Consider the following 25,069-nt stretch of genomic DNA (forward strand, 5'->3'; position numbering starts at 1 on the left):
GACAAAAAAAACATGGAAGAATTATTTTTAAAACTAAAAAATCTGGATGTTCATTTAAGTGTTGAGGATGGTAACTTAAAATTAAGTGTACCTGATGACTTTGAAGAAAACGACTTAATTGATGAAATCAAAAAAAATAAAATTGAATTAATTGATTACATCCATGAAAGTAGAACAAAGAATATAAACTCTTTAGAAATTCCAAAGAAAAAAAATGCTGTTTCTACAAAATTAACACCTCCTCAGGCTCGTTTATATGTGCTGCAGGGTCTGGGAAAAGATTCTAATGTATACAACATTCCTTTTGCTTCAGAATTAATAGGAGCAGTAGATATTTTGCAATTACAAAAGGCTTTTATTGAATTGATTCAAAGACATGAAAGTTTACGAACTTCTTTTTTACTCGATAACAATTACGAGCCAATACAAAAGGTACTGGAAAAATTCGATTTTGAATTAGAACATATTAAGTCTGACGAGAAAGGGTTAAAAGAAATTGTCGAAAACTTTTCATTTTCTTTTAATCTGGAGAAAGCACCATTGGTTAGAGCAAAACTGGTAGAACTTCAGGCAGATAGATTTATTTTATTAATGGACGTACATCATATTATTTTTGATGGGATTTCATTACAGGTATTTTTGCGTGATCTCGTTTCACTTTACAGTAAACAAGAATTGCCGGAATTTACTTTACAATACAAAGATTATGCAGACTGGTATTTTAGCGAAGATTATCAAAAGAATCTTTCTTTGCAAAAAGCATTCTGGCTTAAGGAGTTAAATGGATTTAAAAACACGGCTATTTTGCCTGCTGATTTTAAAAAATCAAACAAAATTTCGTTTGAAGGAGCTTACACAAATTTCACCATTAAAGGAAAAAGAAGAAAAGCACTGGAAGAACTTTCCAAAAACTCTGAAACTTCTTTGTTTAGTGTACTTACTTCTTTGTACAGCATCTTACAAGCCAAATTAACAGGCATTGACGATTTAGCAATTGGTACTCCGGTAGCAGGAAGACGTCATTGGAGTTTAGAGAACATGATTGGTATGTTTGTCAATACCCTGGCAATCAGAATCAACTTTAAAAATGAAATCAGCTTTAGTGATTATTTAAAAGAAGTTAGCTCAAAAATTGTTCATTGTTTTGATAATCAGGAATATCCATTTGAAGCATTATTAGATGATTTAGGTTCAAGACAAAGCAATGAAATGAACCCATTTTTTAATACGCTTATCACATTAGACAATTTTGAGCAGACAGTAGTTGCTATAAATGATTTAGAAATAAAACCTTTTGAGATAAATAAATCAACTTCAAAGTTTGATTTAATAATGCATTTTAGCGAGAAAGAAAATGAACTTGCCTGCACATTTGAATACAGTACTCAATTATTTAAGAAAGAAACTATTGAAAGATTTTTCGATTATTTTATCAATATATTAGATCAGGTTGCAGAAAATGAGTCTGTTATTCTGGATAAAATAACACTTCTTAATCAAGAGTCGAGTAATGAATTATTGCAGCTAAATGATTTTACAGATGTAGCGTACAACCAAAATCTGACCATAATTGATCTATTTGAAGAACAAGTTGTTAAAAGTCAGGATAATACAGCTTTAGTTCTAGGAAACGGGACTTTATCATACAACGAACTAAATGAAAGAGCCAATCAGGTAGCAAGATTGCTAAGAGCCAAAGGATTAGAACGAGAAGGCGTGGTTGGAATATTGATGGAGAAAAGTTTTGAGGTGGTTATAGGAATGCTTGGTATTCTTAAAGCTGGAGGAGTGTATGTGCCAATTGATGTAAATTATCCGCAAAACCGTATCGATTACATTGTTGAAAACAGTGGTCTTAAAATGATCCTTACAATACCGGAATTTGAAAATATTGTAGATAAAAAAGACGTATCTAATATATTTATCTCTGAAGCAGATGAAATTAAAGATAAATCAAATCTGGATATTGTAAATTCTCCTAATGATATGTGTTACATCATATATACATCAGGAACAACCGGAGTTCCAAAAGGAGTTATGGTAGAACATAGAAATGTGGTACGTCTTCTTTTTAATAAAGGATTCCAATTTGATTTTACAGACAAAGATGTATGGACAATGTTCCACAGCCATTGTTTTGATTTTAGTGTTTGGGAAATGTACGGGCCATTACTTTATGGCGGAGTTTTAGTTATCATTACAACTCTGGAAGCACGAGATCCTTCAAGATTTGTAAAAATAATGGAAGACAATAAAGTAACTGTTTTAAATCAAACCCCAACTTCATTTTATAATTTAATTAGAGAAAGCATTGAGAAAAACGCAAATCTTAATCCCTTGCGTTATGTGGTTTTTGGAGGAGAAGCTTTAACACCATCTAAATTAAATCATTGGAGAGATTTATATCCAAATACAAAATTGATCAATATGTACGGTATTACAGAAGTAACGGTGCATATGACTTATAAAGAAATTGGAGACGCAGAAATACAGCACAGTATAAGCAACATTGGAAAAGCCTTACCAACCGGATCTATTTATTTATTAGACAACAATATGAAACCGGTACCAGTAGGGGTTATTGGTGAAATCTACGTTGGGGGCGAGGGAGTTGCACGCGGATACATGAATAATAAGGAATTAACAGATTCAAGATTTATAAAAAATCCTTTTAAAGAAGGAGACCGCTTATATCGATCTGGTGATTTGGCTGTATTATTGGAAAATGGAGATTTAGAATATAAAAGACGTTCTGATAATCAAATACAATTAAAAGGATTTAGAATTGAATTAAAAGAAATAGAGCATCATTTATATCAGCACAAACTAATCGACAATGCAGTTGTGATTATGAGAGTGTCTAAAAAAGATGAACCTTATTTATGTGCATATTACGTAGGTAAAGAAGAACTGGATATAAATAATTTAAGATCTTATCTGGAAGAACTTCTTCCTCATTATATGATCCCGTCATTTTATGTTAAGATTGACGAAATGCCATTTACTTCTAATAATAAAATCGATATCGCCAAATTACCAGAACCTAAAATTGGTTTTTTAGGCAATTATATAGCCCCTACTAATGAGGAAGAACAAATCATGTGTGAGATTTGGGCGAAATATATGGATATAGAGCAAGTGGGAATAATGGATAATTTCTTTAGTCTGGGAGGAGATTCGTTGAGAGCCATTGCATTAATATCGACTATAAACGAAAAATTATCAGCATCATTAATGATTGCAGACTTATATTCTTTTCCAACTATTAAGGAACTTGTAGTGGCTTTAAAATCTAATAAAGGCGAAGAACAAGCATTCTTAAAGAAAGAAGCAATAAAAGAACTTAAGTTATTTCAGGAAACATATAGAGCAGAAAACGAATTTTTAGATAACTATGAAGAGGTATATCCTATGAATGGTATCGAGAAAGGAATGGTTTATTATTCTTTATTAGGTAATACAGATAGTATCCATAACATCATGTATCACGAACAAAATATGTATGACGTGCCATTTGAAAATTTCGATTTTGAAATTTTCAAAACCACACTGAATATGATGATTAAAAAACACAGTGAGTTAAGAAAGATATACGATCTAAAAAACCTAACGCACATTATATTGAAAAAAATTGAACCTGATGTTCATTTTATAGATATATGCCATTTAAGTAAAGAAGAGCAGGATAAATTTATAGAAAATAAATTAGAAGAAGAAAAACTTAGAACAACAGAATTGTCGCTTTCCTTAATATGGAGAATGCACATTATTAAAGTTCGTGAAGGGTTTCAATATCTTTTATTTGATTTTAATCATTCCTTATTTGATGGGTGGAGTCTGGCTTCTTTTTTAACAGAGCTAAACAATACGGCAATAGCACTTAAAAAAGATCAAAATTATCTTCCAAAGCAAATAACCGGTAGTTATAAAGATCAGATACTTGGCGAATTGGCCGCAATTAATAGCGAATCCAGTAAAAATTACTGGCAGAAAGAGTTATCCGGCTACAATCGTTTTGAATTATTCCCAACAGGTAAACCTCATGTATTTATTACTGATGACCATGATTTTGGAAGAGAATATAGAAAAAAACTAGAAGCAGCGGCAAGTAGATTAAACACGAATTTTAAACACTTATGCTTTTCGGCAATTATTTATGCTCTAAGAAGAATAAATTTTGAAAATGACATAACAATGGGAGTTGTGACTAATATTCGACCATTAATTCCAGATGGAGAGTATCTTTTGGGTTGTTTCTTAAATACAGTTCCGCTTAGAGTTCAAATACCTGAAAATTTATCATGGGGAGAGTATGTAAATTTTATCGAACAAAAATTCACAGAATTAAAGTATCATGAGCGAGTACCTTTTTATAAAATATTAGAATTTATTGATGAGAAAACATTTAATGCAAATCCAATCTTTGACGTTAAGTTAAATTATATAGATTTTAGAGTATACAATGATTTCCAAGGATATGACGAAAATTATTTTGGACCATCAAATGCAAGAACCAGTTATTTAAATGAAAATACACTGCTTAACCTTCATATCATTGCTAATAATGACGATTTTATTTTCCGTATAGTTTATTCTACTTCTTTTTTCGAAGCAGAACAATCTGGTAAACTATCTTCTTATTTTAAAAGTACACTGGATCAAATATTAAATGATGCAGATAAGATGCTGGATGATACTTGTGTTTTAAATGAAGAAGAACAAAACGTAATTACAAAGGAATTTAATAACACAGAGTTCAGTTACCCTCAAAACGAAACAATTTTAGATTTGTTTAAAGAGCAGGTAAAATCAGCACCAGAAAGTATTGCTGCTGTAATTGATAATAAAGCGATTTCCTATAGTGAGCTGGAAACTTTATCAAACCAGTTATCTCATAAGCTGATTCAGATTGGGGTAAATTCTGAAACTCTTGTTCCTATATCTTTAGATCGTTCATTAGAAATGATAATAGGAATTTTAGCCATTCTAAAAGCAGGAGGGGCCTATGTTCCTATAGACCCTACATATCCGCAAAATAGAATTGATTATATTTTAGAAGATATTCAGTCTTCATTTATTTTAACCGAGTCCAAATATGAAAACAGCTTTGATATACCAAAATTAATCTTAGATGATAAAACCATTTATGATAAACAGTTAAAATCAGCTCCGGAAGTTAAAATAAGTGAAACCTCTTTAGCCTATGTTATTTACACATCAGGAACGAGCGGTAAACCTAAAGGAGTAATGAATTCTCATGAAGGTATCTATAACAGATTGGCCTGGATGCGCGATCATTTTAATGTAACATCTAAAGACAACATTTTACAAAAAACAAATTTTTGCTTTGATGTATCCGTTTGGGAATTAATACTTCCTTTAATTACCGGAGCAAAATTAGTATTTGCAAAACCAGAAGGTCATAAAGAAACTACTTATCTCGAAGAAATTTTAGAGAAAGAGAATATTACATTAATGCATTTTGTACCCTCAATGTTATCTGCATTTTTAATAAATCTGGAAAACTTTAATGGAGGCCAGTTAAGAAGTGTAATTTGCAGCGGAGAAGAATTAAAATCTGCGACATTAAAAGATTTTCAAACCAGACTTCCGGGTGTTAGTATTCATAATTTGTACGGCCCAACCGAAGCAGCAATCGATGTTACTGCCATAGATTTAACCCATCAAAAAGAAGGTAAAGTTTCAATAGGTAAGCCTATTGCAAATACGCAGCTTTATATTGTAGATAGTGAATGCAAAATTCAGTCGGTAGGTGTAAAAGGCGAATTGCTTATTGGAGGCGTACAAGTAGCAAAAGGATATTTAAACAAACCGGAATTAACGTCTCAAAAATTTATAAATAATCCATTTAACAAAAAGGACAAATATAAATTATATAAGACCGGTGATATGGCTAGATGGCTTCCTGATGGCAATATTGAATACTTAGGCAGAATTGACGGTCAGATCAAATTGAGAGGAAACCGAATCGAACTAGGAGAAATAGAAAGCTATTTAATTGATTATCCGCAAATTCTTGCAGGCGCAGTTGATTATAGAAAATACAATAATGACTATTGTATTGTAGCGTACTATGTTGCTGAAAATAACGAAACATTAGAACTGGAAAAGCTAAAAAATTATTTAGCAAAGTCTTTACCGGCTTATATGATTCCATCTTATTTTGTTAAGTTAAATGAACTTCCAATAACCTCAAACGGGAAATTGAACAGATCTGCTTTACCTGATCCTGAGATATTAAGCGCAGAAACATATGTAAAACCATCTAACGAAACCGAAGAAAAATTAGTAGAGATATGGTCTGAAATTTTAAGTATTGAAAAAGAAAAAATAGGGGTAGAAACTAACTTTTTTGACATAGGAGGTCATTCGTTAAAAGTAATTACCCTTGTTAATACAATCTTTAAAGTTTTTGCTGTTGATATAGCCTTAAGTCAGGTTTTTGAAAAACAAACAGTGAAAGGCATATCAGATTACATTATTACGGTTAAACAAATGGAATCGGACACAGAGAAAAATCAGCAAAAAATCAAATTATTCATATGAAAATAGATGAGTATATTTCTCATTTGAGAGACGAAAACATCATTATTACTGTGAAAGAAGATAAAATTGCAGTAGAAGATCCAGATGATGTTTTAACTTCTCAAATAATTGACGAGCTTAAGTCTAAAAGATTAGAAATTTTAGACTTTTTCGGCTCGATTAAAACTAAAAAAGAATCCTTTATACCTATTTCTAAAGCTCCTGTAAGCAATTATTATCCATTGTCTTCAGCACAACAGCGTATGTATTTTTTGTACGAATTTGATAAAAGCGGAACAACGTATAATATGCCAATGTTTTTAAAGCTGGAAGGGAATATTGATTTTCATCAACTGGAAAAAACATTTAAAAAGTTAGTAGATCGCCATGAGAGCTTACGAACAATATTTGAATTGCAAGACGGCAGTCCTGTTCAGCGATTAGCTCATGATGTTTCATTTTCGATTGAATATGCAGCAAATGATAATTTAACAACAGCATCTGTAATAAGAGATTTTATACGCCCATTTGACCTTTCAAAACAATTGCCGATAAGAGTAATAATAATAAAGGAGTCAGAACACACTTGTATTTTAGGTATCGATTTGCATCATATTGTAAGCGATGGAAGAACCATGGAGATTTTGATGCATGATTTTTGGTCGTTGTATAGTGGAGAAGCCTTAAACGTTTTGCCTGTTCAATATAAAGATTATGCTGTATGGCAGCAGAGCAAAGTACACCAAACTTTGGTTTCCAGTCACAAATCGTATTGGTTAGATACTTTTGCGGAGGATTTTTTCTCTTTGGAATTACCTGTAGACTATTCCAGGTCATTAGAACAAAGTGATCGGGGAGATACTCATTCTGTACATTTTAATAAATCACAGAGCGATAAGTTACGTGCTTTTATAAGTACTGAAGGAATCACTACGTACACCTTTTTTTTAGCGATTTATAACATTTTGCTTAGCAGGCTGTCAAATCAGGATGATGTTATAGTTGGGACTTCTACTCTTGGACGTCATCATTCTGATTTGGAAGAAATAGCAGGAATGTTTGTAAATACACTTGCCTTGCGCAATCGTGTTGATTCGGATAAGAGTTTTAGTGATTTTTTATTTTCGGTACAAGAATCCGCGATGAGAGCTTTTGACCATCACACATTTCAATACGAAGAACTGGTTGAAACATTAGACATACCCCGTACTGCCGGTCGTAATCCCTTGTTTGATGTATTCTTCTCCTATCGTCAGGAAATGGAAGGATTAAAGCTTAGCAATTCCAATATTAAAATAGAGCATTATGATGCATCTCCTAAAATTACGGCCAAGTTTGACCTCAATTTAGCAGTATTGGATTCCGAAGAAATCAGTTTGTCATTTACCTATCGAACAGATTTGTTTAAGCAATCAAGTATCAGTCGTTTTTCAAATTACATGATTCGAATTATTGAAACAGTTCTCAAAGATCCGAATCAACTAATAAAAAACATTGAAATATTATCGAAAAAAGAAAAATCACAATTACTGATTGACTTTAATGATACTGCGGTAGATTATGATTTAGAAGAGACTGTATTAGACATGTTTGTGGCTCAATCCTTAAAAACACCCTATGCAGAAGCAATTGTATTTGGAGACGAACGTATTACTTACGATGATTTAAATACCCGTTCTGATCGTTGGGCATCAAACCTTATTGAATCAGGAATAATTTCCGGCTCAATAATAGGTTTAATAATATCAAGATCAACAGAAATGATTACAGCAATCCTGGCAGTAATGAAAGCAGGAGCAGCATATCTGCCTATCGATCCGGAGCAGCCTTTATCCCGCACACTTCATATTTTAAAAGAAAGCGGAAGTAGTTTTGTTATTGGAAATCTAGAGATTGTTCCTGACGAGCTGAAACAATCTTACCTTTATTTAGGAACAGAAAAATTGGATAAAACTGTAATAAATAAAGCCCGGCAAACTACATTTTCTTCTCCGGATGATTTGGCATATGTTATTTATACATCTGGATCTACCGGACAGCCAAAAGGGGTAATGACACAGCACAAAAATGTATCAAACTTCATTAATCATGAACGTAATTTTTTAAATATTGATGCCTTTGATAGTATATTACAATTCTCTCCCTATTACTTTGATGCATCTGTTAAACAGATCTGGCTGGCTTTAACAACTGGAGCAAAACTGGTTTTAGTGCATAAAAATACATTGAGCGACAGAAAACAATTGATACACTATCTGGAAAAAGAAAGTGTCACGATGCTAAATGTAACACCTTCTTTTTTGAACGGTTTAGACATTCCAAAATTATTCAACCTTAAACGAATTGTTGCCTCCGGAGAAGAATGTAAGGTGAATTTGGCAGAGAAATATTATAAGGAATATGATTTTTATAATGAATATGGGCCAACAGAAACGACCGTTATCACTATCTCTGGTAAAGTGACTCAGGAAATGATTAGCAGAAAAAACATTGCTATTGGCCGCCCAATAGCAAATGCAAAAGCGTTCATTTTAGATACTAATCTAAATTTAGTTCCAATAGGATTTACCGGTCAGCTTTATATAGCTGGTAAAGGTTTGTCAAAGGGATACTTAAATCGTCCTGAATTGACAGAAAGCCAATTCATAAATAATCCATTTGGCGAAGGAAAAGTTTATAAAACGGGAGATTTAGCAAGATGGCTTCCAGATGGTACAATAGAATTTTTAGGAAGATTAGATGATCAGATAAAACTTAATGGAGTCAGGATAGAATTAGGTGAAATCGAAAGCCAGTTAAATACATTTAAAGGCATTAAAGACGCTGTTGTTAGTCTTCGCGAAATCCAAAATAATAAATTTTTGATAGCATATTATGTTTCTGATGATGTTATATCTCCTTCGGAATTAAGAAGCCACTTGATAGATCAAATGCCATTCAGTATGATACCAAGCTATTATATGCAGCTGGATAAACTGCCATTAAGCCCAACAGGCAAACTGGATCGTAGATCACTGCCCGCCCCACAAAAGAAAGAATGGATTTATAAAGCCCCGTCAAATGAAATAGAAAAACAGCTGGTATTGATTTGGTCAGAGCTATTACAACTAGAAATAGAAAAAATTAATGTTGATGATGGATTTTTTGAATTGGGAGGCAATTCTTTAAAGGCAATTTCACTTGTAAATACAATCTTTAAAACATTGTCTGTAAAAATTACCCTGAAAGAAATTTTTATAAAACAAACCATAAGAGAAATTGCTGATTACATCGTGACAGTTAATCAGATAAAAAATATTAAAGCAGATATTAATGGAGAAGTAAAACTTGTACTATGACAACAGACGAATACATTACTTATTTAAGAAGCCTAAATATTATAGTTACTTCACAAGAAAATAAAATTGCGGTTGAGGATCCAAATGATGCTTTAACTTCTGAAATAATTGAAGAACTAAAAGTTAGAAAAACAGATATTTTAGAGTTTTTTAATTTGATAAAAAGTAAAAAAGAACTTTTTATTGGTATATCCAAAGCTCCTGAGAGCGCTTATTACCCATTATCATCAGCGCAGAAGCGCATGTATTTTCTATACGAGTTTGACAAAAAAAGCACCGCTTACAATGTACCTGTTTTTTTCAGGATTGGCAGACCGCTTGATATTTCCCGTTTAGAAACCGCCTTTGCAAAATTGGTTTCACGCCATCAAAGCCTTCGTACCGTATTTGAAATAGTGGACGGCGTTCCTGTACAGCGCATATTAAATGATAATTTCTTTAAAATGGAGCATTACAGCGGTAATGTTTCAGAGATAGATGACTGCATCAATACCTTTGTCCGTCCTTTTAACCTGTCTGCAGAGTTTCCAATCCGCATCTCGCTTATGGAAGTTGCAGGAGAAGATTACCTTTTAATGTTAGACATGCACCATATTGTCAATGATGGTGTTTCACATGACATTTTAATGCGTGAATTCTGGGCGTTGTACAAAGGCCTGCAGTTAGATGAACTTCGCATTCAATATACAGATTATGCCGTATGGCAGCAAAGCGATTCGCATCAGTCTTTAGTATTGGCCCATAAATCGTACTGGCTTGATCTTTATTCAAAAGAGATCAGTGCTTTAGACCTGCCATTGGATTATCCGCGCCCGCTTTATAAAGGCGGTCAGGGCAATAGCCATTCGCTGCATCTTAATAAACAGCAGAGTGCGAGACTACGCAGTCTGGCAGCTTCTAGTGGTGTAACGGTTTACACCTTGTTTCTGGCTGTTTATAATGTACTGCTCAGCAAGGTCTGCAATCAGGATGATATTATTGTAGGAACTCCCACAGCCGGACGCCACCATGCTGATCTTGAAGGTATAGTGGGTATGTTTGTCAACACACTTGCGCTTCGTAATAATGTAGATTCCGGAATTTCATTCAAAGATTTTCTGGCTTCGGTACACGAATCGACATTATCTGCTTTTGATCATCAGCTGTATCAGTATGAAGAACTGGTTGATGCACTGGAGCTTCCGCGTGATGCGAGCCGCAGCCCGTTATTTGATGTTTTTTTCTCTTATCAAAATCAGGTTGATGATTCCGGGTTTAACGATCCGGAGCTTAAGATCAGCTATCATGAAGTATCCTATGATATTGCCAAATTTGATCTGAGCCTTGCCGTACTGGACGCAGAAGAAATCATCCTTAACTTCGGTTACCGTACAGATTTGTTTACAGCTTTAAGTCTGGCACGTTTCAGCAGCTATCTTCATAGAATTATCGAAGAAGTTCTGGAAAATGAAAATCAATTAATAAGGGATATTACAATTTTATCAGAAGCAGAGAAATCGCAGCTACTGGTTGACTTCAATGATACTTTTGCAGATTATGACCTGAAGCAGACAGTTCTGGATATGTTTATCTCGCAATGTGCTGAAACACCAGATTCAGATGCAGTTGTTTTTGGAGAAGAACGCCTTAGTTATCGTGATCTTGACGAGCGATCTGATCTTTGGGCATCTCATCTTATTGATTCGGATGTAGCTGCAGGTTCAATAGTTGGTTTAATCATGACCCGTTCAAGCGAAATGATAACGGCTATTCTTGCTGTTATGAAAGCCGGGGCAGCTTATGTGCCAATTAACCCAATCCAGCCTGTATCACGTACAGCTCATATGCTGGAAGAATGCGGCAGCGTGTTTGTGATCAGCAACTTAGAGAAGCAGCCGAATGAACTGTTAGGATATACTTACTTGTCTGTGAAAGATCTGGACAGTGAGCAGATCATTAGAAGCCTGGAAAAAAAGAAACTTCCAAAAGTAAATTCACAGAGCCTTGCTTATGTAATTTATACTTCGGGTTCTACCGGAAATCCAAAAGGGGTTATGGTTCATCACGAATCGGTTACCAACCTGATTAATTATGAGCGTGAATTCTTTTCAATAGAATCAAGTGATAGAATCCTGCAGTTTTCACCTTACTATTTTGACCCTTCTGTAGAACAGATTTGGTTATCCCTAACAACAGGTGCAGCTCTGGTTCTTGTTGATGAAGCAACGCTTTTAGAAAGTAGTATTCTTAATTCCTATTTAATAGAAAAGGGGATAACTCATTTCCATAGTACACCATCTTTCCTGGAAAAAGTTGATTTTGAAGGAGTGTCAACTCTTCGCCGAGTGATATCTGGAGGGGAAATTTGTAAGCTTCAATTAGCAGAAAAAATTTCAAATAAATATTCGTTTTATAATAAATATGGTCCAACAGAGACCACTGTAACTTTTACAATTCATAAAATAGTAAAAGAAAATATACAAAGTAAAGTTTCTATCGGCCGTCCTGTAGCCAATGCTCAAGCTTATATTCTTGATGGGCAGATGAACCTTCTTCCAATTGGGGTAAAAGGGGAACTTTATATCGGCGGTAAAGGTTTGTCAAAAGGATATTTAAACCGTTTGGATTTAACTCAGGAGCGTTTTGTAGAGAACCCTTTTGGAACGGGGCTTTTATACAAAACAGGAGATCTGGCCAGATGGTTTGCTGACGGAACTATCGATTATTTAGGACGTAACGATAACCAGATAAAACTTCGCGGTTACCGCATCGAACTGGGAGAAATCGAATCTCAATTAGAAGCAATTGATACAGTAAATCAGGTTTTAGTAATTGCCCACGGATCAGACGACAACAAACAGCTGATTGCTTATTTAAGCGGCAGTGAGCAGCTGGAAAGTGCTAAAATCAAATCCATATTATCATCAAAACTTCCTGATTACATGATCCCTTCAGCCTTTATCTGGCTGGATAGTTTTCCGGTTACCGCTAATGGTAAAGTAGATAAAAGGACACTTCCTAATCCTGATTTTACAGCCGGAGAGGTATATGTCGCTGCCGAAAATGAAGATCAGGAGAAACTGGTCATGATATGGTCTGATGTTTTGGGTATTGTGGCTGATAAAATTAGTATCCACTCCGACTTTTTTAATCTGGGCGGACACTCTTTAATGGCCATTACCCTGAGTAATAAAATCAATAAAGTATTCTCGGTTAATATCTCACTGCGTGATTTATTTGAACACCGTACTATATCTGAATTATCAATATATATTTTAAGTGCCGAGAAGGTTAGTTTTATATCGATTCCGCAGGCACAGCAAGAAGATTATTACCCATTATCTTCTGCACAGAAACGCATGTATTTTTTATACGAGTTTGATAAAGAGAGCACGGCTTATAATATGCCCGGTTTTTTCAGGATTGGCAGACCGCTTGATGTTTCCCGTTTAGAAACCGCCTTTGCAAAATTGGTTTCGCGCCATCAAAGTCTTCGTACCGTATTTGAAATAGTGGATGGTATTCCTGTACAGCGCATACTAAACGAGAATTCCTTTAAAATGGGACATTACAGCGGTAATGTTTCAGAGATAGATGGCTATATCAATGCCTTTATCCGTCCCTTTAACCTGTCAGCAGAGTTTCCAATCCGCATTTCGCTGATGGAAGTAACGGGAGAAGATTACCTTTTAATGTTTGATATGCACCATATTATCAATGACGGTGTTTCGCATGAGATTTTAATGCGTGAATTCTGGGCATTGTACAAAGGACTGCAGTTAGATGCTCTGCGTATTCAATATACAGATTATGCCGTATGGCAGCAGAGTGATTCGCATCAGTCTTTAGTATCGACCCATAAATCGTACTGGCTTGATCTTTATTCAAAAGAGATCAATGCTTTAGACCTGCCGTTGGATTATCCTCGTCCGCTTTATAAAGGCGGTCAGGGCAGCAGTCATTCGCTGCATCTGGATAAAGAGAAAACCGCCAAGCTTCGAAGTCTGGCAGCTTCAAGCGGTGTAACGGTTTACACCTTGTTTCTGGCTGTTTATAATGTACTGCTCAGCAAGCTCTGCAATCAGGACGATATTATTGTGGGGACGCCGACAGCCGGACGCCATCATGCTGATCTTGAAGGCATAGTGGGGATGTTTGTCAATACACTTGCACTTCGTAATAATGTAGATTCTGGGATTTCATTCAAAGATTTTCTGGCTTCGGTACACGAATCGACATTATCCGCTTTTGATCATCAGCTGTATCAGTATGAAGAACTGGTTGATGCACTTGACCTTCCTCGTGATGCGAGCCGCAGCCCATTATTTGATGTTTTATTCACCTACAACAAACAGGTTGATGATTCCGGTTTTAGTGATCCGGAACTTAAGATCAGTTATCATGAAGTATCGTATAATATTGCCAAATTTGATCTGAGCCTTGCTATACTGGATGCAGAAGAAATAAGCCTTGATTTTGGTTATCGTACAGATTTGTTTACAGCTTCAAGCCTGGCACGTTTCAGCAGTTACCTTCATAGAATCATTGAGGAAATACTGGAAAATGAAAACCAGTTAATAAGTGATATTACAATTTTATCTGAAGCAGAGACATCACAACAGCTGGTGGAGTTTAACGACACTTTTGCAGATTATGACCTGCAGCAGACAGTTCTGGATATGTTTATCTCGCAATGTGCTGAAACACCAGATTCAGATGCAGTTGTTTTTGGAGAAGAGCGCCTTAGTTATCGTGATCTTGACGAGCGATCTGATCTTTGGGCATCCCATCTTATTGATTCGGGTGTAGCTGCAGGTTCAATAGTTGGTTTAATCATGACCCGTTCAAGCGAAATGATAACAGCTATTCTTGCCGTTATGAAAGCCGAGGCAGCTTATGTACCGATTAACCCGACCCAGCCTGTATCGCGTACGGCTCATATGTTGGAGGAATGCGGCTGTGTGTTTGTGATCAGTAATTTAGAGAAACAATCCGATGAATTGGATGGCTATACTTATCTGTCTGTGGAAAATCTGGACAGCGAGCAGATAATAAGAAGCCTGGAAAAAAAGACACTTCCAAAAGTAAATTCACAGAGCCTTGCTTATGTTATTTATACTTCAGGTTCTACCGGAAATCCAAAAGGGGTTATGGTTGAACATGAATCGGTTACAAATTTAATCAACCACGAACGTGAATTCTTAGCGATAGAAGCCAGCGATAAAATCCTGCAGTTTTCGCCTTATTATTTTGATGTTTCTGTAGAACAGATCTGGTTATCGCTGACCACGGGAGCGAGTCTGGTATTAATTGATTCTGTGGTATTAACAGATCAGGATTTGTTTGCAGCATATCTGGAAACACATTCGGTTACACATCTTAATGTTACGCCGTCCTTTTTAGAGAGTTTATCGCTTCCTGCTTTACCAAACCTTAAACGAATAGTAGTATCTGGAGAAGAGTGTAAATTAGGACTTGCCCGCAGGTACAACGAAGATTATGATTTTTATAATGAATACGGACCGACAGAAACAACGGTTATCTCTATTTCCCAAAAATTAACTCCTGAGGCATTAAAAGGCGATAAAGTTTCTATAGGCCGTCCTGTAGCCAATACTCAGGTATATGTTCTGGATGCGCAGATGAACCTTCTGCCAATTGGGGTAAAAGGGGAGCTTTACATAGGCGGTAAAGGTTTGTCAAAAGGCTATTTGAACCGTTTGGATTTAACCCAGGAACGTTTTGTAGAGAACCCTTTTGGAACTGGGCTTTTGTATAAAACAGGAGATTTGGCTCGATGGTTTTCTGATGGAACCATCGATTATTTAGGGCGTAACGATAACCAGATAAAACTTCGCGGTTATCGTATCGAACTGGGAGAAATTGAATCTCAATTAGAAGCAATTGATACAGTAAACCAGGTTTTAGTAATTGCCCACGGATCAGACGACAACAAACAGCTGATTGCTTATTTAAGCGGCAGTGAACAGCTGGAAAGTGCTAAAATAAAATCCATATTATCGGCAAAACTTCCTGATTACATGATCCCTGCAGCCTATATCTGGCTGGATAGTTTTCCGGTTACGGCTAATGGTAAAGTAGATAAAAGGGCACTTCCTAATCCAGATTTTACAGCCGGAGAGGTATATGCTGCTGCTGAAAATGAAGATCAGGAGAAACTGGTCATGATATGGTCTGATGTTCTGGGTATTGCGGCTGATAAAATCAGCATCCACTCCGATTTTTTTAATCTGGGCGGGCACTCTTTAATGGCTATTACCCTGAGTAATAAAATTAATAAAGTATTCTCGGTTAATATTTCACTGCGTGATTTATTTGAACACCGTACTATATCTGAATTATCAATATATATTTTAAGTGCCGAGAAGGTTGGTTTTGTATCAATTCCTCAGGCACAGCCGCAGGATTATTACCCGTTATCTTCTGCACAGAAACGCATGTATTTTCTATATGAGTTTGACAAAGAGAGCACAGCATACAATATGCCGGGATTTTTCAGGATTGGCAGACCGCTTGATGTTTCCCGTTTAGAGACCGCTTTTGCAAAATTAGTTTCGCGCCATCAAAGTCTTCGTACCGTATTTGAAATAGTGGATGGTATTCCCGTACAGCGCATATTAAATGAGAATTCTTTTAAAATGGGACATTACAGCGGGGATGTTTCAGAAATGAATACCTACATCAGCGCCTTTATCCGTCCCTTTAACCTGTCAGCAGAGTTTCCAATCCGTATCTCGCTGATGGAGGTTGCAGGAGAAGATTACCTTTTAATGTTTGACATGCACCATATTATCAATGACGGTGTTTCGCATGAGATCTTAATGCGTGAATTCTGGGCATTGTACAAAGGCCTGCAGTTAGATGCTTTACGTATTCAATATACAGATTATGCCGTATGGCAGCAGAGTGATTTACATCAGTCTTTAGTATCGACCCATAAATCGTACTGGCTTGACCTGTATTCAAAAGAAATCAATGCTTTAGACCTGCCATTGGATTATCCGCGCCCGCTTTATAAAGGCGGTCAGGGCAGCAGTCATTCGCTGGATTTGGATAAAGAGAAAACCACTAAGCTTCGCAGTCTGGCAGCTTCTAGCGGTGTAACGGTTTATACCTTGTTTCTGGCTGTTTATAATGTACTGCTCAGCAAGATCTCTAATCAGGACGATATTATTGTAGGAACTCCGACAGCCGGACGCCACCATGCCGATCTTGAAGGTATAGTAGGTATGTTTGTTAACACGCTTGCACTTCGTAATACTGTAGATTCGGGAATTTCATTCAAGGATTTTCTGGCTTCGGTACACGAATCGGCATTATCTGCTTTTGATCATCAGCTGTATCAGTATGAAGAACTGGTTGATGCACTGGAGCTTCCACGTGATGCGAGCCGTAATTCTTTATTTGATGTTTCTTTTACGTATCAAAAAAAGGTTGATGATTCGAGTTTTAACGATCCGGAATTTAAAATCAGTTATCATGAAGTAGCGTATAATACTGCCAAATTTGATATGAGCCTTGCTGTACTTGATGCAGAAGAAATAGGTATTTCTTTTAATTATCGTACAGATTTGTTTACGGCTTCAAGCGCTGCACGTTTCAGCAGTTACCTTCATAGAATCATTGAGGAAATACTGGAAAATGAAAACCAGTTAATAAGTGATATTACAATTTTATCTGAAGCAGAGAAATCGCAGCTACTGGTTGACTTCAATGATACTTTTGCAGATTATGACCTACAGCAGACAGTTCTGGATATGTTTATCTCGCAATGTGCTGAAACACCAGATTCAGATGCAGTTGTTTTTGGAGAAGAACGTCTTAGCTATCGTGATCTAGATACCAGATCTGATCTTTGGGCATCCCATCTTATTGACTGCGGTGTAACTGCCGGTTCAATAGTTGGTTTAATCATGACCCGTTCAAGTGAAATGATAACAGCTATCCTTACTGTTATGAAAGCTGGGGCAGCTTATGTACCGATTAACCCGACCCAGCCTGTATCGCGTACAGCTCATATGCTGGAGGAATGCGGCTGTGAGTTTGTGATCAGCAATTTAGAGTCAGATGACCTGCAGGGATATACTTATCTGTCTGTAGAAGATCTGGATAGTGAGCAGATCATTAGAAGCCTGGAAAAAAAGACACTTCCAAAAGTAAATCCACAGAGCCTTGCTTATGTAATTTATACTTCGGGTTCTACCGGAAATCCAAAAGGGGTTATGGTAGAGCATGAATCGGTTACCAACCTGATCAATCACGAACGTGAGTTTTTAGCAATAGAATCCAGTGATAAAATCCTGCAGTTTTCGCCTTATTATTTTGATGTTTCTGTAGAACAGATCTGGTTATCCCTGACCACAGGAGCAAGTCTGGTGTTAATTGATTCTGTGGTATTAACAGATCAGGATTTGTTTACAGCATATTTAGAGGTACATTCGGTTACACACCTCAATGTTACACCGTCATTTTTAGAAAGCTTATCACTTCCTGTTTTACCAAGCCTTAAACGAATAGTAGTATCCGGAGAGGAATGTAAATTAGGACTGGCCAGAAGGTATAATATAGATTATGATTTTTATAATGAATACGGGCCAACAGAAACAACGGTTATCTCTATTTCCCAAAAATTAACTCCGAAGACATTAAAAGGAGATAAAGTTTCTATAGGCCGTCCTGTAGCCAATACTCAGGTATATATTCTGGATGCACAGATGAACCTTCTGCCAGTTGGGGTAAAAGGGGAACTTTATATAGGCGGTAAAGGTTTGTCAAAAGGATATGTGAACCGTTTGGATTTAACCCAGGAACGTTTTGTAAAGAACCCATTTGGATCAGGGCTTTTATATAAAACAGGAGATCTGGCCAGATGGCTTGCAGATGGAACTATCGACTATTTAGGAAGGTTAGATGGGCAGATAAAACTTAATGGTGTTAGAATTGAATTAGGTGAAATAGAAAGCCATTTAAAATCTTTTAAAGGAATTAAGGATGTAGTTGTCAGCCTTCGTGAAATTGAAAATAATAAAACGCTGGTGGCTTATTATGTAGCAGAGGAGATGATAATTAAATCTGAATTAAAAGATTTTTTAATCGACCGACTTCCATTTAGCATGATACCAAGTCATTATATGCAGCTAGATAAATTGCCATTAAGTCCAACTGGTAAACTAGATCGCAGATTGTTACCAGATGTGGAAAAGAAAGAAAAGATTTATGAAGCTCCATCAAACGAAATAGAAACGCAATTGGTATTAATCTGGTCTGAACTATTACAAATAGAAATTGAAAAGATCAATGTTAATGACGGATTTTTTGAACTGGGCGGTAATTCTTTAAAAGCAATTGCTCTTGTAAATACTGTTTCTAAAATGTTATCTGTAAAAATAACATTGAAAGAGATTTTTACGAAACAAAGTATTAGAGAAATAGCGAACTATATCATTACAATTAAACAAATAACAGATACAACAGAAGAAAATAAAGAAGAAATAAAACTTATACTATGAGAACAGACGAATACATTACTCATTTGAGAGGAAAAGGAATTATGGTGTCTATTCAGGAAAATCAAGTAGAGGTTAAAGCTCCGGACGGAGTATTAACACCTGATATTATAGAAGACCTTAAATCAAAAAAAAGAGATATTCTTGATTTTTTTAATTCGATAATTGAAGAAAAAGAGTTTGAGTTAATTAAACCGGCTCCAATACAACCGCATTATCCGTTGTCACGCGGACAAATTCGTCTTTGGATTCTTAATGAGCTGGGAGAAACTCAGGGATTATATAATTCACCTTTAATTTATCCTATAGGGGAATTAGATGTTAATATAGTAAAGGAAACGCTTAATGACCTTATTTTACGTCATGAAATCCTTAGAACAGTTATAAAAATTGTAGACGGCCAGCCGCGCCAGTTTGTTAAAGATTTTAAAGATTTTAAGTTAGATATTGATCATCTTGATGCTTTTACTCCCGCTGATTATAGAACAATAATAGAGAAAGAACTTTTTTATCCTTTTGATTTAGCTAAGTCAGCAATTAAAGCATCTTTAGTTAAAAATTACGATGGAAAAATGCTGCTTGTTCTTATTTTTCATCATATTATTATTGATGCCTGGTCATTAAATGTACTTAGTAACGAGTTTACCGATATTTACAAATCTAAAGCTACGGGATCTTTTGCCTATACTCCTAAATTAACAATTCAGTATAAAGATTATGCTGTATGGCAAAATACCTTACATGAAACAGGAAACTTTGATGGTGCCAGAAAATATTGGATTGATAAGTTTTCTGGTAAAATAGCCAGATTAAAATTACCGGTAGATTTTTCATCTGATGAAACTCAAACCTATGAAGGGAACAATGCTAATTTCGAAATTTCAAATAAAATTTCAAATCAGCTGATAGAATTTGCAAAACAGCATAATGTCTCTTTATATATGATATTTATAGGGGTTTTAAAATCCTTATTTCATAGATATACTGGTGAAGAAGATATAATTTTAGGTTCTGTTGTAAGCGGGCGAGATCATGCCAGTTTAAAAGATCAGGTTGGTTTTTATGTAAACACTATTGCTCTTAGAACTAATGTTAAGGGTACAAGTTCGTTTAAGCAGATTCTTCAAGATGTAAAAACGACAACGCTGGACGCTTTTGAACATCAGTCTTATCCATTTGATTTATTAGTAAATGAAATCGAAAGCGAAGTTAATGCAGAAAAAAATCCATTATTTGATGTATTAATTTCCTATCATGATTCTGATGATTCTATAGATCCGTCAAATAAAATTACAGACACCTCTTTAGGAGATGAGATTGAATTTTGTAATACCATTGCAAGTAAATTTGATTTATCTTATACTTTTCAAAGAAAACCAGATGGTACAATAATGGGAACTTTAGGATTTAATGCAAATCTTTTTGGCAAAAATAAAATTACAAGAATGATTCATCATTTTAAAAATTTGCTGGAAGAAGTATTAAATAATCCAAATGAACCTATTGCTGCTATTTTTTATTTAGAGAAAGAGGAAATTAAAACCTTAGCAGAATTTAATAATACTGCTAAAACACTTCACTTTAATAAAGGGATGAAGCATATTATTGAATCCCGTGTTGAAACAAATCCTGCATCAACAGCTATAATTACTGACAATGGAGAAGTAACTTTTGAGGAATTAAATAATAAAGCAAATCGTTTATCTCATTATCTCAAAGATACATTTAAAGTTTCTAAAGGAGATTGCGTAGGGGTTATGATGGATAATACAGTCGATAGAATGGTGACTCTTTTAAGTATTATCAAACTTGGGGGAGTGTATGTGCCTATTGATAAGGAAAATCCATTTGAAAGAACATCTTTTATACTAAATGATACAAATGCTAAACTTTTAATGACCGAAAGCTTCTGTAAGGTAGTTCAGGAAGAATCGCGATACAATGTTGCTTTTGTAAAAGTGGATCAGATAAAAAATGATTTAAATGAGTTTTCATCAGAAAATATTAAAGTCAACGTTGATTTACAAGATCTGTTTTCAATATTATATACTTCAGGATCAACCGGAAATCCAAAAGGCGTATTAATTAAAAATGAAGGGTTAATAAATAGAATAAATTGGTTTTGGGATCATTATGAATTTACTGAAAACGATATTATTTTTCAAAAAACACCATTTGTTTTTGATGTTTCGATTGGAGAAATATTCATGCCGCTGTGTTTTGGAGCAAAATTAGTGCTTGCTACCGGCGAGGAAAATTCACTTCAGATTACAGAAAGTATTATTAAATACAATTTAACTTATATACATTTCTCACCTACTCAGTTAAATAACTATTTAGATGCTGTAGATAATGATTTTTTAAAAATTACTTCTTTAAGAAGGATTGTCTGCAGCGGAGAAGAATTGACAAAAACTATATTAACGAAGTATTATAAGCATCTTCAAATTCCATTATCAAATCTTTATGGACCTACAGAAGCTTCTATTGAAGTTACTTATTTTGATGCATTTCCTGCTTTTGTACAAAATAACAGTTCAAGAATTCCTATCGGGAAACCAATTAATAACGTACAGATCTATGTATTAGATCCTAATCGTAAAATAGTTCCTATTGGTTTTGTTGGCGAGATTGCAATAGGAGGAGTATGTCTTGCAGAAGGTTATCTAAATTCACCAGAAAAAACTAAAACTCAGTTTATAGAATGTGAATTCAATTTAAATGAGAGCACAAGGGTTTATAAAACCGGAGATTTGGGAATGTGGTTAGAAGATGGTACGGTACAGTTTTTAGGCAGAAAAGACAATCAAATATCAATAAATGGTTCCAGAATTGAACCGGGAGAAATAGAAAGTGTTATTTCAAAACATCCCAGAGTTCATAATATAGCTGTAGTCCCTAAAAAAGATGAGTTTAATAACTGGCACTTAATGGCTTATTATACGCTTAAAAATGAAGAACTTATTGAAGTAAAAAAGAAAAATTCTGTAGAAAAAGATTTTCCAATAGTTAAAAATCAAAATTTTAATTATGAAAAATTATCCTCTAACAAAACGAATGTATATCAATTATTTCAAGATTCATTTGATAAAAATGCAAATAATACCGCAATTGTTTTTAAGGATAAGAGTTTGACTTATAAAGAACTAAATTTGGAAGTTGACAAGCTTGCCGCCTTATTAAGAATCGATTATAATCTGGGTGTTGGAAGCCATATAGTTTTAATTGCCGGAAGATCTGAAAAAACAATTATATCCATTCTAGCCATCATGAAAATTGGTGCTGCTTATATCCCGGTTGATCACGATTATCCGGAAGCAAGAATAAATTATATTGTAGAAGATAGTGCTGCAGATTTAATTATAATAGATCAGGATGTCGATTATAAAATAGAAAATGATACTATTCCTGTTTTATTTTACGATTATTCAAAACACCATTCAGGAGATCATTATCTGCATAAAGATGATGCATCTGCAAACTTAACAGACCTATGTTATATTTGTTATACTTCTGGCTCAACAGGAGAACCAAAAGGAGTAATGATTGAACAACGATCTGTTATTGATTATGTTGAAACATTTTCTAATTATTTTGAACTATCAAATAAAGATGCAGTTATCCAGCAATCGTCTATATCATTTGATACATCTATCGAGGAAATATTCCCAATATTATCCACAGGAGGTACTTTAGTTGTGCTTTCTGAAGGAGGAAGAGATATTGAAGGGATTATTGATGGGATAAATAACCATAATGTAACAATCCTGTCGACAACACCTTTGGTTATTAATGAACTTAATATTAATTCAGACAGATTACAGTATATTCCAAAAGCCATTATTAGTGGTGGAGATGAATTGCGAAAATCTTATATTGATAAGTTAATAGAAAAAACAGCTCTATTCAATACATATGGACCAACAGAGTTTACTATATGTTCATCTTTTGCTCAAATTGATAGTGTTGAAAATTGTAATGTAATAGGAAAACCTATAAATAATCATACAATTTACTTATTTGATGATAACTTAAAAGAGGTTGAGACTGGAGAAATTGGTGAAATCTTTATTGCCGGATCAGGTATGGCCAGAGGATATCTTAATAGAATTGATGAAACTAAATCACATTTTATATCTCACCCTTCGGTTGAAGGACTAATCTATAAAACAGGCGATTTAGCGAAATATAATGAAAATGGAGAACTGGAATTTTGTGGAAGAAAAGACAGTCAGGTAAAAATTAAAGGATATCGTGTTGAGCCTATCGAAATAGATAATACCCTTCAGAAATTTACGGATATACTAAATAGTGTTTCTGTTGCTAAAAAAGATTATAATAACGACAAACATTTAGTAACCTATTACAAAGGATCTGATAAAGTTGAGGAAAAGGAAGTTATTGCATTTTTGCGAAATGAACTGCCTCATTATATGGTACCTGATTATTTGGTAAAAATAGAAGAATTTCCAATAACTTCAAATGGTAAAATTGATGTAAAACTGTTACCTACTCCAAACAGTCTTTTGCATAATAAGTTATTTTATCTTGAGCTAAAAGATTTTATGAAGCAATTCCTTCCTGCATATTTAATCCCTTCTCAATTTGTTTTAATGGATAAGCTGCCATTGACTGTGAGTGGGAAAATAGACAGAAAATTTTTGGAGAATAAAAAAATCGAAAAAAGAGAGGATAAAAAATATGTAGCTCCTCAAAATATAACCGAGGAAAAAATTCAAAAAGTATGGGAAGATAATTTGAAATTATCTAAAATAAGTATCGACACCAACTTTTTTGAAATAGGAGGAAATTCAATAAAAGCTACGCAGATAATGGCAATGATATCGAAGGAACTGGAAATATATGTTCCTTTAAAAGATATCTATAACAACCCAACAATTTTAGAGCTGGCAAGAAAAATCAATGACAATTTTACAAGCGAATGTTTACTTATAAAGCTTAATAAAATAGTAGATCATGTTCCTAACGTTTTCTTCATTCCTCCGGTTTTAGGATCTTCAATAATCTTTAAAAATTTAGCTACAGATTTGAATAATTTAGCTAATGCATATGGACTGCAGTATCGAGGTTTTGATAAAAATGAGCCATTTGATGAAAGCATAAAAGTTATGGCCAGATCATTTGTTCAGGAAATAAAAACCATAAAATCAGTAAATCAGCCAACTGTTTTAGTGGGGTACTCAATGGGTGCAACAATAGGTTTTGAAGTCGCAAAAATTTTGGAAGAAGAAAATGTCGATGTCAAATTAATATTAATTGATAGAGGTGCATACGAAACGGAAGAAATTTTATTTGATCAGAAAAAATCAGATGATGTAATTGATAATGAATTAGCGCACTGGGGCAAAGAAATTAGAAAAGAGGACTTTGATCGAATTAAACAGTTAGTTTTTCATAACATAAAAATATTAGCCTCTCATAAACTTGAAGGTAAAATAAGCAGTGAAATCATTGCAGTAGAAGCTAATAAAAATTCAGATAAAGTTAAAATGAAAGGATGGCAAGGATATACTAACGGTACTTTTGAGCATCATTTCTTAAATACGACCCATTATGAAATAATCAACGAACAAAAAGACGAACTGGCATCACTTATTAAAAAAGCATTACTGTAATTTTTACAGGATGCTGCAGAAATATCAAATTTAATTTAAATAA

The 25,069-nt window shown here is 34.6% G+C and carries 4 protein-coding genes; all 4 read left to right on the forward strand.

All coding sequences use genetic code 11. The features are described from left to right. Window positions 1-12 precede the first annotated feature (12 nt). The 4 genes from NLJ00_RS11350 to NLJ00_RS11365 are packed head-to-tail and all read left to right on the forward strand — an operon-like array spanning window position 13 to window position 25,026. Complete coding sequence (locus NLJ00_RS11350; protein ID WP_256637257.1) at window positions 13-6,567, forward strand: non-ribosomal peptide synthetase; 6,555 nt, start codon at window positions 13-15, stop codon at window positions 6,565-6,567. Beyond that, complete coding sequence (locus NLJ00_RS11355; protein ID WP_256637258.1) at window positions 6,564-9,884, forward strand: non-ribosomal peptide synthetase; 3,321 nt, start codon at window positions 6,564-6,566, stop codon at window positions 9,882-9,884. Before NLJ00_RS11350 ends, NLJ00_RS11355 begins: the two co-directional genes overlap by 4 nt. Continuing rightward, window positions 9,881-19,393 carry a non-ribosomal peptide synthetase gene (locus tag NLJ00_RS11360; RefSeq protein ID WP_256637259.1) on the forward strand — a complete coding sequence of 3,171 codons (9,513 nt, stop codon included), beginning with the start codon at window positions 9,881-9,883 and terminating at the stop codon, window positions 19,391-19,393. Before NLJ00_RS11355 ends, NLJ00_RS11360 begins: the two co-directional genes overlap by 4 nt. Further along, window positions 19,390-25,026 carry a non-ribosomal peptide synthetase gene (locus tag NLJ00_RS11365; protein ID WP_256637260.1) on the forward strand — a complete coding sequence of 1,879 codons (5,637 nt, stop codon included), beginning with the start codon at window positions 19,390-19,392 and terminating at the stop codon, window positions 25,024-25,026. Before NLJ00_RS11360 ends, NLJ00_RS11365 begins: the two co-directional genes overlap by 4 nt. Window positions 25,027-25,069: the final 43 nt, after the last annotated feature.

This window comes from Flavobacterium panici (assembly GCF_024499525.1).
GTDB lineage: Bacteria > Bacteroidota > Bacteroidia > Flavobacteriales > Flavobacteriaceae > Flavobacterium > Flavobacterium panici.

Coding starts and splice junctions, on each gene's coding strand:
- NLJ00_RS11350 (WP_256637257.1), top strand. CDS start 13: ATGGAAGAATTATTTTTAAAACTAAAAAATCTGGATGTTCATTTAAGT.
- NLJ00_RS11355 (WP_256637258.1), top strand. CDS start 6,564: ATGAAAATAGATGAGTATATTTCTCATTTGAGAGACGAAAACATCATT.
- NLJ00_RS11360 (WP_256637259.1), top strand. CDS start 9,881: ATGACAACAGACGAATACATTACTTATTTAAGAAGCCTAAATATTATA.
- NLJ00_RS11365 (WP_256637260.1), top strand. CDS start 19,390: ATGAGAACAGACGAATACATTACTCATTTGAGAGGAAAAGGAATTATG.